The 12,867-nt window shown below is 63.8% G+C and carries 20 protein-coding genes; 15 read left to right on the forward strand and 5 right to left on the reverse strand.

The window, feature by feature from the left end; translation table 11 throughout:
• The first annotated feature begins 64 nt into the window (after positions 1 to 64).
• The 3 genes from NKJ91_RS13245 (at position 65) to NKJ91_RS13255 (ending at position 1,131) form a co-directional block, all read left to right on the forward strand.
• Entirely contained in the window at positions 65 to 685 is a 621-nt protein-coding gene (locus tag NKJ91_RS13245; protein WP_352455910.1) for a nucleoside triphosphate hydrolase, read from the forward strand.
• A gap of 70 nt (positions 686 to 755) precedes the next feature.
• On the forward strand, positions 756 to 1,016 hold the full coding sequence (locus NKJ91_RS13250; protein WP_352455911.1) for a hypothetical protein: 261 nt from the start codon (positions 756 to 758) through the stop codon (positions 1,014 to 1,016).
• A complete protein-coding gene (locus NKJ91_RS13255) occupies positions 1,003 to 1,131 on the forward strand; it encodes a hypothetical protein (protein WP_302893450.1) in 129 nt (42 codons plus the stop codon). Before NKJ91_RS13250 ends, NKJ91_RS13255 begins: the two co-directional genes overlap by 14 nt.
• A gap of 21 nt (positions 1,132 to 1,152) precedes the next feature.
• On the opposite strand, the gene NKJ91_RS13260 is transcribed toward NKJ91_RS13255, so the two are convergent.
• The 3 genes from NKJ91_RS13260 to NKJ91_RS13270 form a co-directional block, all read right to left on the reverse strand.
• The gene (locus NKJ91_RS13260; RefSeq protein ID WP_352455912.1) at positions 1,153 to 1,857 is read right to left on the reverse strand and encodes a glutathione S-transferase family protein; all 705 of its coding nucleotides are present in this window, start codon (positions 1,855 to 1,857) and stop codon (positions 1,153 to 1,155) included.
• Positions 1,858 to 1,993: 136 nt separating this feature from the next.
• Positions 1,994 to 3,202 carry a beta-ketoacyl-[acyl-carrier-protein] synthase family protein gene (locus tag NKJ91_RS13265; protein ID WP_352455913.1) on the reverse strand — a complete coding sequence of 403 codons (1,209 nt, stop codon included), beginning with the start codon at positions 3,200 to 3,202 and terminating at the stop codon, positions 1,994 to 1,996.
• Positions 3,203 to 3,206: 4 nt separating this feature from the next.
• Positions 3,207 to 3,461 carry an acyl carrier protein gene (locus NKJ91_RS13270; RefSeq protein ID WP_023677013.1) on the reverse strand — a complete coding sequence of 85 codons (255 nt, stop codon included), beginning with the start codon at positions 3,459 to 3,461 and terminating at the stop codon, positions 3,207 to 3,209.
• A 201-nt stretch (positions 3,462 to 3,662) separates the two neighbouring features.
• Between NKJ91_RS13270 and NKJ91_RS13275 the strand changes: the two genes are divergently transcribed.
• Genes NKJ91_RS13275 through NKJ91_RS13295 form a run of 5 tightly spaced genes read left to right on the forward strand, consistent with a single transcriptional unit; the run spans position 3,663 to position 6,048 of the window.
• Positions 3,663 to 4,505, forward strand: a complete 843-nt coding sequence (locus tag NKJ91_RS13275) for an urease accessory protein UreD (RefSeq protein WP_352455914.1) — start codon at positions 3,663 to 3,665, stop codon at positions 4,503 to 4,505.
• A 28-nt stretch (positions 4,506 to 4,533) separates the two neighbouring features.
• A complete protein-coding gene (locus NKJ91_RS13280; RefSeq protein WP_023677011.1) occupies positions 4,534 to 4,836 on the forward strand; it encodes an urease subunit gamma in 303 nt (100 codons plus the stop codon).
• 19 nt (positions 4,837 to 4,855) lie between these two features.
• Entirely contained in the window at positions 4,856 to 5,113 is a 258-nt protein-coding gene (locus tag NKJ91_RS13285; protein ID WP_352455915.1) for a DUF1272 domain-containing protein, read from the forward strand.
• A 28-nt stretch (positions 5,114 to 5,141) separates the two neighbouring features.
• Positions 5,142 to 5,735: a HupE/UreJ family protein gene (locus tag NKJ91_RS13290; protein ID WP_352456010.1), complete on the forward strand. Its 594-nt coding sequence runs from the start codon at positions 5,142 to 5,144 to the stop codon at positions 5,733 to 5,735.
• 7 nt (positions 5,736 to 5,742) lie between these two features.
• Positions 5,743 to 6,048 (forward strand): urease subunit beta, encoded by a 306-nt coding sequence (locus NKJ91_RS13295; RefSeq protein ID WP_023677008.1) that lies wholly within the window; start codon positions 5,743 to 5,745, stop codon positions 6,046 to 6,048.
• 26 nt (positions 6,049 to 6,074) lie between these two features.
• Here the strand turns inward: NKJ91_RS13295 and NKJ91_RS13300 are convergent, their stop codons facing one another.
• Positions 6,075 to 6,569, reverse strand: a complete 495-nt coding sequence (locus tag NKJ91_RS13300) for a hypothetical protein (protein ID WP_352455916.1) — start codon at positions 6,567 to 6,569, stop codon at positions 6,075 to 6,077.
• A gap of 126 nt (positions 6,570 to 6,695) precedes the next feature.
• Positions 6,696 to 7,079 carry a hypothetical protein gene (locus NKJ91_RS13305; protein ID WP_352455917.1) on the reverse strand — a complete coding sequence of 128 codons (384 nt, stop codon included), beginning with the start codon at positions 7,077 to 7,079 and terminating at the stop codon, positions 6,696 to 6,698.
• 179 nt (positions 7,080 to 7,258) lie between these two features.
• Here NKJ91_RS13305 and ureC point away from each other — a divergent pair, with 179 nt between their 5' ends.
• The 7 genes from ureC (at position 7,259) to NKJ91_RS13340 (ending at position 12,853) form a co-directional block, all read left to right on the forward strand.
• Entirely contained in the window at positions 7,259 to 8,971 is a 1,713-nt protein-coding gene (ureC, locus tag NKJ91_RS13310) for an urease subunit alpha (protein WP_502900674.1), read from the forward strand.
• Positions 8,972 to 9,018: 47 nt separating this feature from the next.
• Positions 9,019 to 9,612 carry a hypothetical protein gene (locus NKJ91_RS13315; RefSeq protein WP_352455918.1) on the forward strand — a complete coding sequence of 198 codons (594 nt, stop codon included), beginning with the start codon at positions 9,019 to 9,021 and terminating at the stop codon, positions 9,610 to 9,612.
• A gap of 57 nt (positions 9,613 to 9,669) precedes the next feature.
• Positions 9,670 to 10,245: an urease accessory protein UreE gene (locus tag NKJ91_RS13320; RefSeq protein ID WP_352455919.1), complete on the forward strand. Its 576-nt coding sequence runs from the start codon at positions 9,670 to 9,672 to the stop codon at positions 10,243 to 10,245.
• The gene (locus NKJ91_RS13325; protein ID WP_352455920.1) at positions 10,238 to 10,927 is read left to right on the forward strand and encodes an urease accessory protein UreF; all 690 of its coding nucleotides are present in this window, start codon (positions 10,238 to 10,240) and stop codon (positions 10,925 to 10,927) included. Before NKJ91_RS13320 ends, NKJ91_RS13325 begins: the two co-directional genes overlap by 8 nt.
• On the forward strand, positions 10,924 to 11,364 hold the full coding sequence (locus NKJ91_RS13330) for a DUF3995 domain-containing protein (RefSeq protein ID WP_352455921.1): 441 nt from the start codon (positions 10,924 to 10,926) through the stop codon (positions 11,362 to 11,364). The genes NKJ91_RS13325 and NKJ91_RS13330 overlap by 4 nt, the downstream gene beginning before the upstream one ends.
• Positions 11,361 to 12,002, forward strand: coding sequence for an urease accessory protein UreG (gene ureG / locus NKJ91_RS13335; RefSeq protein ID WP_352455922.1), 642 nt, complete (start codon positions 11,361 to 11,363; stop codon positions 12,000 to 12,002). Before NKJ91_RS13330 ends, ureG begins: the two co-directional genes overlap by 4 nt.
• A gap of 83 nt (positions 12,003 to 12,085) precedes the next feature.
• The gene (locus tag NKJ91_RS13340; RefSeq protein WP_352455923.1) at positions 12,086 to 12,853 is read left to right on the forward strand and encodes a class II aldolase and adducin N-terminal domain-containing protein; all 768 of its coding nucleotides are present in this window, start codon (positions 12,086 to 12,088) and stop codon (positions 12,851 to 12,853) included.
• Positions 12,854 to 12,867: the final 14 nt, after the last annotated feature.

Here is a 12,867-nt window from a genome sequence, read left to right on the forward strand (position 1 = left end):
ATCCGGCGTTTGAAATTTTCGAAAACTGCCGCCAAAATGCGCCAGAACCACGGTAAGGGGGCCAATGTCAGAAATCGCCCATATCGCTGCTGCCATTTTCAAGCGCGCCGGCAAGGCGCCGCGCTTCATCGTTGCCATTGCCGGTCCGCCCGGCGCCGGCAAGTCGACATTGTCGACAGGCTTGCACGACCTGCTGCCGGAAGGCACGGCGGAAGTCGTGCCGATGGATGGCTTCCATTACGATGACGTCGTTCTCGATCGACGCGGCCTTCGCGCGCGAAAAGGTGCTCCGGAAACCTTTGATTTTGCCGGGTTCGAAGCGCTGCTGAAGCGCATCCGCGCCGGCGAGCCGGATATCGCCATCCCGGTCTTCGACCGCAGCATGGAGCTGTCGCGCGCCGCCGCTGCGATCATCGCCGCCGACACCAAATTCATCCTGGTCGAAGGCAATTATCTGCTGCTCGACGAAGAACCTTGGTCGCGGCTGGCGCCGCTGTTCGACTTCTCGATCTTCGTCGATGTGCCGCGCGCCGAGCTCGAGCGCCGACTGCTGGAGCGATGGCACGAGCACGGCCGCTCCGACGAGGACGCGCGCGCCTGGATTGCTTCCAACGACATGCCGAACATCGACCGCGTGCTTGCCCGTCGGCGGCCCGCCGACCTGGTGGTCGGCGACCTGGCCTGACTTGCAAGGAACCGCCCGGCCGGAACCTTGACAGTTTCAGGCCGTTATCCCGGACACGGCAATTGTGCCCATGAGGGAACCGTTCGATGGAAACCATGGCAAGAAAGCCTGCGCCCGCCAAGGGCAGGGCAACACGATCAAAAACCACTCGAGTGAAAACCAGCGCCGGCCCGGCAGCGGCGGCCCGCTCCAAGGATGCGGCAAAGCCCAGCTTTGGCAAGGCGGCGCCGAAAAAGGTGATGCCTGCCGCGACCAAAGCCGCTGCACCCAAGCCCAAAAGATCGGCAAGCAGCAGAGGATCGATCGCAGGCAGCGCAATGCGCACTGTTAAAGCAACGGCCAATGTCGCCGCCGGTGCCGTGCTTGCCACCGCCAAAGGTGCGGCGTCGCTTGCTGCTTCCGTAGTCGGCAAGGGCGGCTCAAAGCCCCGGACCAAGGCAAAATAGCCGAGCGGAATCGACGTAAGATCAGTTTCTGGCCGGAATGGTGAGGCCCCTCTGCACCGCCGGTCGGGCGAGGCCACGCTCCAGCCATGCGCCCACGCTGGGGAAATCGTCGAAACCGACGAGTTCCCGCGCCTCGTAGAAGCCGATCAGATTGCGCACCCACCCAAGCATCGAAATATCGGCGATGGTGTAATCGTCGCCCATGATCCAGCTGCGGCCCTTGAGCCTCGTTTCGAGGACGCCGATCAGCCGTCGCGACTCGTCGCGATAACGTTCCAGCGGGCGCTTGTCGGCGATTTCGCGCCCAGCGAATTTGTGGAAGAATCCGACTTGGCCGAACATCGGCCCGATCGAAGCCATCTGGAAGAACACCCACTGGATCGTCTCATAACGCAGCGTCGCGTCTGCCGGGACCAGCTTGCCGGTCTTGTCGCTGAGGTAAAGCAGGATGGCACCGGATTCGAACAAGCCGATCGGCTTGCCGCCCGGGCCGTCCGGATCGATCATCGCCGGTATCTTGCCGTTCGGGTTCAAAGACAGGAATTCCGGGGTCCAGCTCTCGTTCTTGCCGATATCGACGGCATGCGGCTCGTAAGGCAGGCCAAGTTCCTCCAGCGCGATCGATATCTTCACCCCGTTCGGCGTCGGAAACGAATAAAGCTGGATGCGGTCGGGGTGGCTCGCCGGCCAGCGCCTGGCAATCGGAAACGCGGACAGATCGGTCATCGAAACTCCTGGTGGGGGACCGCGCCGAGCGGCACGGTCATGGCGGGTCGCAGAGAGTTAGGCGCGACGCCTGGCGCGATCAATATGCGCATGGAAAGTTTCGCCGGCCCCGGTGAAGGACCCGCAAGGGGTGCGGTCACACGGCCTTGACCGCCAGCACCGCATTGGTGCCGCCGAAGGCGAAGCTGTTGCTGATCGCGGTGCGCACGGTGCGTTCGCGCGCCACGTTCGGCGTGATGTCGAGATCGCAGTCGGCGTCGGCTTCCCGATAATTGGCGGTCGGCGGCACGATGCCTTCGCGGATCGCCATCACGCAGGCGATCATTTCCAGCGCGCCGGAGGCGCCGAGGCAGTGGGCGTGCATCGATTTGGTCGAGGACACCGAAAGCTTGTAGGCATGGCCGCCGAACACGCGTTTGATCGCCGCCGTCTCGATCTGATCGTTGGCCTTGGTGCCGGTGCCATGCGCGTTGAGATAGTCGACGTCCTCGGGATTGAGCCCGGCATCGACGAGGCAGAAGCGCATCGCCGCCTCAGGCCCTTCGATGGTTGGCGCGACGATATCGGAGGCGTCGGCGGAAAGGCCGACGCCGGCGATTTCAGCAAGGATGGCGGCGCCGCGCGCCATGGCATGCTCATATGTTTCCAGCACCACCATGCCGGCGCCTTCGCCGAGCACGAGCCCCTGGCGGTCGGCCGAAAACGGCCGGCAGGTGTCCGGCGACAGTACCCGCAGGGCCTCCCAGCCCTTGAGGATGCCCCAGACCAGCGGCGCATCGGTGCCGCCGGCGACCATGACGTCGGCCCGGCCGAGCCTGATCTGATCGACCGCCGAGGCAATGGCGTGGTTGGATGACGAGCAGGCAGAGGTGATGCCGAACACCGGCCCGCGCAGACCAAGATTCATGCTGACATGGCCGGCTGCAGCGCCCGGCATTACTTTCGGGACGGTGAAGATGCCGGCGCGGTTCTTGCCTTCGAGCAGGATGGCGCGATAGTTCTCTTCGATTGCCTCCCAGCCGCAGACGCCGACGCCGACGACGGTGCCCATCCGGTAGGTGTTGGCCGCGTGCGGGTTCAATCCCGCCTGCTGTGCCGCCTCTCGCGCGGCGATCGTCGCCAGAAGGCTGAAGCGGTCCATCGACACGACCTGCTTGCGGTCGATGCCGTGCTCGGGAAGCGCCTTGATTTCGCAGCCGACCTTGACCTTCAGATCATGCAGCAGCGGATTGTCGATCGCGCCGATTGCCGAACGGCCGGCGCGCATTTCATTCCAGATTGCCGGTGCATTAGTGCCGAGCCCGCATAATCCGCCGATGCCCGTAATGACGACGCGCTTGTGCATTCAGTCAGGCTTTTTTCGCGATCAGCGCGCGAACCGCCTCGACCATGTCGCCGACATTCTTCAGATTGCTCCAGGCATCGACAGTGTTCATCTCGATTTCGATGCCATACTCTTCCTCGAGATCGAAGATGATCTCCGTCAGTTCCAGCGAATGGATGCCAAGGGCGGTCAGTTCGGTACTGGTGGTGATTTCCTCGCCGCCCGGCTCGGCATGAGCCTTGATCTTGGCGATGATATCGTTTGCCAGCTGGTCAGCCATTCGGTTTCTTCCCCAACTCTGTCGTTTCCCGACGCCAACTGATCAGCGCCCCTTTTGTCCTCGATTACGTCGTCATCGTCGCCTTTTACCCCGCCAGGCGCCGGTGACCGTACCAAGGTGGCTCCCTCTATAGAAACCGAAACGTTGTCAAGCAACAAGCTATATATCGACAAAGCCGCCGCAGTGCTTAACGTTGGTGTCGTGGATACGATCGCATATAGCTTGACTTCAGTGCCGCCGGCCCAGCGTGTTGCCGGCGTCGCGCGGCTTGGCTGCGACTGGAACGGAGGCCGCACGCGTCTTCGGCGTCTGTACCAGGACGGTTCGGCCAAGATCCGCATGCCGGCGGTCTCGGCCGATCCGCTCGAAGCCGTCCTGATCAACACCGCCGGTGGGCTGACCGGTGGCGACCGTCTCGCCTGGGAGGTCGATGTCGGTGCCGGCGCCTCCGCAACCATAACAACGCAGGCCTGCGAGAAAATCTATCGCGCCGCATCCGACCGCGCCGAAGTGCGGGTGCAGCTGACTGTCGGCGAAGACGGCCACATTGCCTGGCTGCCACAGGAAACCATCGTCTTCGACCGCTCGGCCTTTGCCCGCAGCCTTGACGTGGAGCTTGCCAGCGGAGCCGAGGCGCTGATCCTGGAGGCTACCGTCTTCGGCCGCCTGGCCATGGGTGAACGGGCTTCGCAAGGCCATTTCCACGACCGCTGGCGCGTCCGCCAGGACGCGGCGCTGGTCCATGCAGAGGAGTTCCGCATCGGCCCGGACATTGCGGCGACCTTGAACCGTCCCGCAGCGGCCGGCGGTGCCGTCGCCGTGGCGACGCTGCTGATGCTGTCGCCACGGGCAGAGGCTTTGCTCGAGCCGGCCCGGGGCATAGTCGGCGGCCAGGGCGGCGTCAGTTTCTGGAGCGTGCGGAAATCTGGCAAGCTTCTTGCGAGGCTGTTCGCTGAGGACGGCTACCAGCTCCGCAAGCGGCTGGTGCCGCTTGTCGAATTGCTCAACGGACGGGCGGGCCTGCCCAAATTATGGTCACTCTGATTTCGATTGTGCCACCGCAGGAAAAAGCATGAATCTGACGCCGAGGGAGAAAGACAAGCTGCTGATCGCCATGGCGGCGATCGTGGCCCGCAAGCGGCTCGAACGCGGCGTCAAGCTCAATCATCCGGAAGCGATCGCGCTGATCACCGATTTCGTCGTCGAGGGTGCCCGCGACGGCCGCGCGGTCGCCGAGCTGATGGAGGCCGGCGCCCATGTCGTCACCCGGGCCCAGGTGATGGAAGGCATTGCAGAAATGATCCACGATGTGCAGGTCGAGGCGACGTTTCCAGACGGCACCAAGCTGGTGACCGTGCACGAGCCGATCAGATAACACCGGCAAGGAGAGGAAAATGCTTGAGCTGCGTCCCAACTGCGAGTGCTGCGACAAGGATCTGCCGCCCGATGCGACGGATGCGGTGATCTGCACCTTCGAATGCACCTTTTGCGCCGACTGCGCACAAAACGTGCTCGGCGGCGCCTGTCCGAATTGCGGCGGCAACTTCTCGGCCCGCCCGATCCGTCCGGCAGCGCTGCTGAAGAAATATCCGGCCTCCACCAAGCGCGTCCTCAAGGCAGAGGGCTGCGCTCCGGCCCGCAAGGCGGCGTGAGAGGTACTCGAAGATGGAAGGTACGCCGATGATCCCCGCTACGATGAAACGCTCAACGCTGTCGGCGGTCCTGCTGCTGGCGGCAGCAATGCCAGCCTATGCCCATGTCGGCGTCGGCACGGTTTGGTCCTTCACCGCCGGCTTCTCCCACCCGCTCTCCGGCCTCGATCACATGACGGCGATGATTGCCGTCGGGCTATGGGCGGCGCTCAAGGGCGACAAAGCGATCTGGGCATGGCCGCTGGCCTTCGTAAGCGTCATGCTGGCCGGCGGCGTGCTCGGCATGCTGCATGTGCCGACGCCTTTCGTCGAGCCGGCGATACTGGCGTCCGTCGTGGCACTCGGGCTGCTGGTTGCGCTCGCCGTCGATCTTCCTGTCTCGGCCGGCGTCGCCGTCATCGGCCTGTTCGCTCTGTTCCACGGCTATGCCCATGGCACCGAGGTGCCTGAAAATGTCGGCGGACTCGGCTATATGGCGGGCCTTGCCGTTGCCACGGCACTGCTCCACGCCGTCGGCATCGCGGCCGGTCTCGGCCTCGGCTGGCGCTTCCGCGGGCTTGCCCGCGCCGCTGGCGCCGCTTGTGCCGCGATTGGCGCCGGCCTCGCTTTCGGCGTCGTGTGAGGCCGCGATGATCCCAGGTGAAATCATCACGGCAAGCGGCGAGATCGAACTGAACAAGGGTCTGGCGACGGTCACCTTGAAGGTAGCCAACAGCGGCGACCGGCCGATCCAGGTAGGCAGCCATTATCATTTCTTCGAGACCAATGAGGGACTGAGATTCGATCGCGACAAGGCCCGCGGCATGCGCCTCGACATCGCTGCCGGCACCGCCATGCGTTTCGAGCCCGGCCAAGAGCGCGACGTTACCCTGGTGCCGTTCGGCGGCAAGCGCGAGGTCTACGGATTTCAGCAGAAGATCATGGGCGCGCTGTGAGATCGAAGGCGTCGAGCAGTTTCGGCTCAGCCGGGCGGCTTGGCCGCCGCATAGATGACGACCTTTCCCGGATCGTCGAATTCCACCGCCAGAACGTCCTCGGTTTGCACTCGCCGCGAATCGATGGCGTTGAACAGCAATGCGTTCGCTTCGATCTCCTTGCGCAGCTCGGCGATGTCGTCCCGATGTTGCCTGACCTTGTTTTCGATCGCCGGCGGCGGGCCGCCTTCGGTGCGCGCGGCATCGGTAAGAAACACGATATCGACCTTGTCGAGCTTGGATGTCTTGCGCACGGCGGCGATGTTTTCACGCGTGCGGTCGATCGCCGAACTGACCTTGCCGGCTTCCGCATTTGTCTGGGCCTCTTCCTGGCCGACCTCCGAGCCGACGATCCGGTTGACGGTCTCGGCGCTGTCGAGGCTCTGCGCGTTCAGCGTGGCGTGCGGAATGCTGGCTGCCAGAAACGCGGTCGCGGCAATCCCATGCAGCCATCTGGTGTCGGAGAAGGTGGTGATCGCCATCGCTCGTTCTCAGGGTCCTTTTCGAGGCTCGTGTCAGGGCGACAGGACCGAAACGTAACGTCCCCCGTGAAGGTTCCCTTTGCGATGCGGCGGGCTGGCCGGGCGCCGGCCCGCCGCCTCGTCTCGTCAGCTCGCTTTCTTGGTGATCAGCGTCAGCGCGCCATTGGTGCTCATGCTGGCGGCGATCACCTGCGCCGAGGTGAGCCCCTTGGCTTCGAGCGCGGATTTGACCTGCGGTGTCGCGTCGATCGAGCCGCGCAGTTTCTGCAGGTCGGCATCGCTGCGCTTGGCGATCACCTCGTTGACCTTGGCTTGAGTGTCCGCGGGCAGATCCTTAATATCGACGACGTTGATCGCCTGGATGGTGGGCGCCTGCGGCTGCGCCCCGGGCGCGGCAGGAGCAGGCGCAGCCGGCGCCGGACTGGGCTGCTGCGTAGGCTGTTGCTGGGCGCTGGCGGCGGTTGCGAGCACCAGCGTGGCGGCGGCTGCCAGAAGGGTCGTTTTGCGCATGGATGTTCCTTTCCATCGATTGGCAAATGGTCGTTTTGGGGTGGCCCGGCCACCTCAAACGCTAAATGGGATCGGAAAGTGTCGCTCAGCGGGTCATTGCGTGACCATAGGATGGCGGCAATGTGGGGCCCGGCTTCGACAAGCGGTATTTTCGGGCTGTATTTCGGGAGCAATTGCTGATGGCTAAAATCACCCGCGCCGCCTATGCGCAGATGTACGGCCCGACCGTCGGCGACAAGGTCCGGCTCGCCGACACCGAGCTGTTCATCGAGGTCGAAAGGGATCTCACTCTTCACGGCGAGGAGGTGAAGTTCGGCGGCGGCAAGGTCATCCGCGACGGCATGGGCCAGAGCCAGGTGTCGCGCGCGCAAGGCGCGGTCGACACCGTCATCACCAATGCGTTGGTCGTCGATGCCACCGCCGGTATCGTCAAGGCAGATATCGGCCTCAGGGACGGCCGTATCGCCGCGATCGGCAAGGCCGGCAATCCGGATACCCAAGGCGGCGTCACCATCATCATCGGTCCCGGCACCGAGATAATCGCCGGCGAGGGCAAGATCCTGACCGCCGGCGGCTTCGACGCGCATATCCACTTCATCTGCCCGCAGCAGATCGAGGAAGCGCTGATGTCGGGCATCACCACCATGCTCGGCGGCGGCACCGGCCCGGCGCACGGCACGCTGGCCACCACCTGCACGCCTGGGCCGTGGCATCTGGCGCGCATGATCCAGTCTTTCGACGCCTTCCCGATGAATATCGGCCTGTCGGGCAAGGGCAACGCGTCGCTGCCTGCCGCGCTCGAGGAGATGGTGCTCGCCGGCGCCTGCTCGCTGAAGCTGCACGAGGACTGGGGCACGACGCCGGCTGCAATCGACTGCTGCCTGTCGGTCGCCGACGATTACGACGTGCAGGTGATGATCCACACCGACACGCTGAACGAGTCCGGCTTCGTCGAAAACACGGTCGCGGCGATCAAGGGCCGCACCATCCATGCCTTCCACACCGAAGGCGCCGGCGGCGGCCACGCGCCTGATATCATCAAGGTCTGCGGCCTGCCTAACGTCATTCCGTCCTCGACCAACCCGACCCGCCCCTACACGGTCAACACGCTGGCCGAACATCTCGACATGCTGATGGTCTGTCACCATCTGTCGCCGTCGATCCCCGAAGATATCGCCTTTGCCGAAAGCCGCATCCGCAAGGAAACCATCGCCGCCGAAGACATTCTGCACGACATCGGCGCCTTCTCGATCATCTCGTCGGACAGCCAGGCCATGGGCCGTGTCGGCGAAGTGGCGATCCGCTGCTGGCAGACCGCCGACAAGATGAAGCGCCAGCGCGGTTCGCTGCCGCAGGAGACCGGCGACAACGACAATTTCCGCGTCCGCCGCTACATCGCCAAATACACCATCAATCCGGCCATCGCGCATGGCCTGTCGAAGGACATCGGCTCGGTGGCGGTGGGAAAACGCGCCGACCTCGTGCTGTGGAATCCGGCCTTTTTCGGCGTCAAGCCGGACATGGTGCTGATCGGCGGCATGATCGCCGCCGCCCCGATGGGCGATCCCAACGCCTCGATCCCGACGCCGCAGCCGATGCATTACCGGCCGATGTTCGGGGCCTACGGCAAGGCGATGACCAATTCGTCGGTAACCTTCGTTTCGAAGGCCGCGCTCGACGCCGGCCTGCGCGGCAGGCTCGGCGTCGACAAGCAGATGGTCGCGGTCGAAAACACCCGCGGCGGCATCGGCAAGCATTCGATGGTGCTCAATGACGCCACGCCGCATGTCGAGGTCGACCCCGAAACCTATGAGGTCCGCGCCGACGGCGAACTCCTGACCTGCGAGCCGGCTACCGTGCTGCCGATGGCGCAACGCTACTTCCTGTTCTGAACCATAGGCGTTAGAACGACCGATGTAGAACATGCCGCGCCAGGCTTATGGACCCGCAACTCCCCAACGCCCACGACATCTTCCCGCATATCCGCATCGTCCTGGGCATGGTGATCGGCCTCGGCGTCACCCGCCTGCTGTCGGGGGTCGCCCGCATCGTCCAGCATCCCGGCCAATACCGGCTCTATCCAGTGCACCTCGCCTGGGTTGCGTCGGTGCTTTTAATGCAGGTGCATTTCTGGTGGTGGGAGTTCGGCCTGTTCCAGATCGAGAATTGGACCTTCGGCAAATACCTGTTCATCATCTTCTACGCCGTCACGCTGTTCCTGCTCTGCGCGCTGCTGTTTCCGGATTCGATGCTGGACTACACCAGCTATGAGGATTTCTTTTATTCGCGCCGGGCCTGGTTCTTCGGCCTGCTGGCGGCGACCTATCTGCTCGACGTGATCGATACGCTGCTGAAAGGGCCGGAGCATTTCGCCCATTTTGGCGTCGAATATCTGATCCGCACGCCGGTTTTCGTCGCGCTTTGCGTCATTGCGATCCTGCTGCGCGACCGCCGCTTTCACATCGCCTTTGTCGCCGGCGCGCTCGTCTATCAGATATCGTTCATTCTGCGGCTCTTCGACACGATCGTCTGAGCCCCATTGGGGCGGCGGACGCGATAGGCTAGGCTTTTTGGGAGAGGCAGTTTTTACATGAAGCTCGATATTCGCACCGACTTCACCAAATTCCCGCGCGCCGTCTCCGTCCTGGCCGCAGGCGAAGCCGGAACCACCACGCCATACGACAGTGCGGTGCTTGCCCATGACGAGCGGCATCTGCGCCGTCGCGCCATCGAAACGGCCCGTAACGACAAGGTGCTGGTCGACCTGCCCGAACCGGTTAGCTTGAACCATGGTGACCGGCTGGTGCTTGAGGATGGCCGCCATGTCGAGATCATCGCCGCCGAGGAGCCGCTCTACGATATCAGGGCCAGCGACCCTGTCCATCTGGCCGAACTTGCCTGGCATATCGGCAACCGTCATCTCGCCGCCGCAATCGAGGCTGACCGAATCCTCATCCTGCGCGACCATGTCATCAAGGCGATGCTGGAAGGGCTGGGCGCCACCGTGAGCGACGTTTCCGAACCGTTCAAGCCGGTGCGCGGCGCTTATTCCGGCCATGGCCATTCTCATGCCGAGGCGCATGCGCACAGCCACGCCGAAGCGCATTCCCATGGCCATAGCGAATCGCATTCCCACAGCCATTCGCATGACCATGACCATGACTGACCAGCCTTCCAACGTTGCCCAGCCTTCCAATATTGCTTTGTTGCGGCTGATGGCGTGGCTGTCGCCTTCCTTCCCCGTCGGCGGCTTTTCCTACAGCCATGGTCTCGAGCAAGCCGTGCATGCCGGGCTGGTTGCCGACAGCAAAGAGCTCGCCGCGTGGCTGGAAACGCTGGTCGAGATGGGTTCGGGCTGGAATGATGCGGTGCTGTTTGCCGAAAGCTGGCGCAGGGCGCGCGAAATCGGCGATCTCGATGAAATCGTCGCCCTTGCCGAAGCTCTGGCAGGCTCGCGCGAGCGCCATGCCGAGACCATGCTGCAGGGCGCTGCTTTCCTGAAGGCGGCCTTCGCCTGGCCGTGCCAGGTGCTGGATCGCCTGCCGGCCGAATGTGCCTATTGCGTTGCCGTCGGCGCAATTGCCGGCGATCACGGCATTGCGCTGCGGGACGCCCTGGCGGCCTTTCTGCAGGCCTTCTTCTCCAATCTCGTCCAGGCTGCGATCCGGCTTGGCATCGTTGGCCAGAGTGCCGCGATGACGCTACTGGCCGCCTTCGAACCGCTTGCCCTGGCCACGGCCGACCGCGCTGCCGGCTCAACCCTCGATGATCTCGGCGGCTGCGCTTTCATCTCCGAGGTCACGGCGATGAAGCACGAGGCCCAGTATTCGCGGCTGTTCCGCTCATGATCGTCCTCGCTTTCGCCCTCTCGCTCGTCCTGCTGTTGATCACAGCACTGCATGTCTATTGGGGCATTGGCGGCATCTGGCCGGGCAGGGACGCCGCCTCCTGCGCTCGCGCGGTCATCGGCTTTCGCGGCGTCGACGAGATGCCGGCACCCTTCGCCAGCTTCGCCGTTGCCGCATGCCTGGGCCTGGCGACACTGTGGCCCATGGCGCTCGAAGGCGTGTTTGCCACGCCCTTTCCCAAGGCAGGGCTTGCCGCCACGGCGCTGCTCATCGCGCTGGTGTTCCTGGCGCGCGGCATTGCCGGCTTTACGCCTTGGTGGCGACGGCTGGCGCCCGAACAGCCTTTCGCGCGGCTCGATGTCCGCTACTATTCGCCGCTCTGCCTTTTGATTGGGGCAGGCTTCGCCGTTCTTGCGATCACGGAGTTCCCTAGATGACACAGGCCAACGGTCCTCTTCGCGTCGGCATCGGCGGTCCGGTCGGCTCGGGCAAGACGACGCTCACCGAAAAGCTCTGCAAGGCGCTGCGTGACGAGTTCTCGATCGCCGTCGTCACCAACGACATCTACACCAAGGAAGACGCCATGATGCTGGCCCGGCTGCAGGCGCTCCCTGAGGATCGCATCATCGGCGTCGAGACCGGCGGCTGCCCGCACACCGCCATTCGCGAGGACGCCTCGATCAATCTGCAGGCGATCGCCGAGATGACCAAAAAATTCCCGGATCTCGACATCGTCTTCATCGAATCGGGCGGCGACAACCTCGCCGCCACTTTCTCGCCGGACCTTGCCGACCTGACGCTCTATGTCATCTCGGTTTGCCAGGGCGAGGAGATTCCGCGCAAGGGCGGACCGGCGATCACCCGGTCCGATTTCCTGGTCATCAACAAGAGCGACCTTGCGCCCTATGTGAACGTCAATCTCGACATCATGGAACGCGACGCTGCCCGCATGCGCGGCAAACGGCCGTTCGGCTTCACCGACCTGTCGCGCGGCAAGGGGCTTCAGGAGGTGATCGATTTCATCGTCGAGCATGGCGGGCTGAGAGCCGGCACTGCCACCAGCACGGCGGCATAGCAATCGCGTTCGCCTGCACCAAACGAAACCGGTTGCGCGCGTTCCAGTCGCGCGGCATCCTCGCCTCTTTCACGGAGGTTACGATGAGCATCGCCCGCCTGCAGAAGGAAGTGCTGACCAACCTGCCGTTCTATGAGGAGCGCGTCGATCTCGCTTGCGCCTTCCGCTGGACGGCGCGGCTCAACATGCACGAGGCGGTGGCCAATCATTTCTCGCTGGCGGTCAACGACGATGGCTCGCAGTTCCTGATGAACCCCAACCAGGTGCATTTCTCGCGCATCAAGGCGAGCGACCTGCTGTTGATCGACGCCAATGATCCCGACACGCTGGCCGGCCCGAATGCGCCCGACCCGACGGCGTGGGGCCTGCATGGTGCCATTCATCGCAACGTGCGTCATGCGCGCTGCGTCATGCATGTCCACTCGATCCACGCCACCGTGCTTGCCTCGCTCGCCGACTCGACGCTGCCGCCGGTCGACCAGAACTCGGCAATCTTCTTCAACCGCCATGTCGTCGACGCTCATTATGGCGGGCTGGCCTTCGAGGAAGAGGGCGAGCGCTGCTCGCAGCTTCTTGTCGACCCGAAGGTCAAGGTGATGGTGATGGGCAACCATGGCGTGCTGGTCATCGGCGACAGCGTCGCCGACACGTTCAACCGCATGTTCTATTTTGAGCGCGCCGCCGAAACCTATATCAAGGCGCTGTGGACCGGCCGGCCGCTGCGGGTACTGTCGGATGAGATCGCGGAGAAAGCGGCAAGGGAACAGGAAGACTATCCCGGCCAGGCCGAGCGCCACCTTTCCGAATTGAAGGCGATCCTCGACGAGCAGGAGCCTGCCTACCGGAGTTGAGCGCGGTCCCGCCG

The organism is Mesorhizobium sp. M0040, assembly GCF_040323505.1.
In the GTDB taxonomy this organism is placed as follows: domain Bacteria; phylum Pseudomonadota; class Alphaproteobacteria; order Rhizobiales; family Rhizobiaceae; genus Mesorhizobium.

Bases quoted from the DNA above. Each gene is read 5' to 3' on its own strand.
- NKJ91_RS13245 (WP_352455910.1), top strand. From the start codon at position 65: ATGTCAGAAATCGCCCATATCGCTGCTGCCATTTTCAAGCGCGCCGGC.
- NKJ91_RS13250 (WP_352455911.1), top strand. From the start codon at position 756: ATGAGGGAACCGTTCGATGGAAACCATGGCAAGAAAGCCTGCGCCCGC.
- NKJ91_RS13255 (WP_302893450.1), top strand. From the start codon at position 1,003: ATGCGCACTGTTAAAGCAACGGCCAATGTCGCCGCCGGTGCCGTGCTT.
- NKJ91_RS13260 (WP_352455912.1), bottom strand. From the start codon at position 1,857: ATGACCGATCTGTCCGCGTTTCCGATTGCCAGGCGCTGGCCGGCGAGC.
- NKJ91_RS13265 (WP_352455913.1), bottom strand. From the start codon at position 3,202: ATGCACAAGCGCGTCGTCATTACGGGCATCGGCGGATTATGCGGGCTC.
- NKJ91_RS13270 (WP_023677013.1), bottom strand. From the start codon at position 3,461: ATGGCTGACCAGCTGGCAAACGATATCATCGCCAAGATCAAGGCTCAT.
- NKJ91_RS13280 (WP_023677011.1), top strand. From the start codon at position 4,534: ATGAATCTGACGCCGAGGGAGAAAGACAAGCTGCTGATCGCCATGGCG.
- NKJ91_RS13285 (WP_352455915.1), top strand. From the start codon at position 4,856: ATGCTTGAGCTGCGTCCCAACTGCGAGTGCTGCGACAAGGATCTGCCG.
- NKJ91_RS13290 (WP_352456010.1), top strand. From the start codon at position 5,142: ATGATCCCCGCTACGATGAAACGCTCAACGCTGTCGGCGGTCCTGCTG.
- NKJ91_RS13295 (WP_023677008.1), top strand. From the start codon at position 5,743: ATGATCCCAGGTGAAATCATCACGGCAAGCGGCGAGATCGAACTGAAC.
- NKJ91_RS13300 (WP_352455916.1), bottom strand. From the start codon at position 6,569: ATGGCGATCACCACCTTCTCCGACACCAGATGGCTGCATGGGATTGCC.
- NKJ91_RS13305 (WP_352455917.1), bottom strand. From the start codon at position 7,079: ATGCGCAAAACGACCCTTCTGGCAGCCGCCGCCACGCTGGTGCTCGCA.
- ureC (WP_502900674.1), top strand. From the start codon at position 7,259: ATGGCTAAAATCACCCGCGCCGCCTATGCGCAGATGTACGGCCCGACC.
- NKJ91_RS13315 (WP_352455918.1), top strand. From the start codon at position 9,019: ATGGACCCGCAACTCCCCAACGCCCACGACATCTTCCCGCATATCCGC.
- NKJ91_RS13320 (WP_352455919.1), top strand. From the start codon at position 9,670: ATGAAGCTCGATATTCGCACCGACTTCACCAAATTCCCGCGCGCCGTC.
- NKJ91_RS13325 (WP_352455920.1), top strand. From the start codon at position 10,238: ATGACTGACCAGCCTTCCAACGTTGCCCAGCCTTCCAATATTGCTTTG.
- NKJ91_RS13330 (WP_352455921.1), top strand. From the start codon at position 10,924: ATGATCGTCCTCGCTTTCGCCCTCTCGCTCGTCCTGCTGTTGATCACA.
- ureG (WP_352455922.1), top strand. From the start codon at position 11,361: ATGACACAGGCCAACGGTCCTCTTCGCGTCGGCATCGGCGGTCCGGTC.
- NKJ91_RS13340 (WP_352455923.1), top strand. From the start codon at position 12,086: ATGAGCATCGCCCGCCTGCAGAAGGAAGTGCTGACCAACCTGCCGTTC.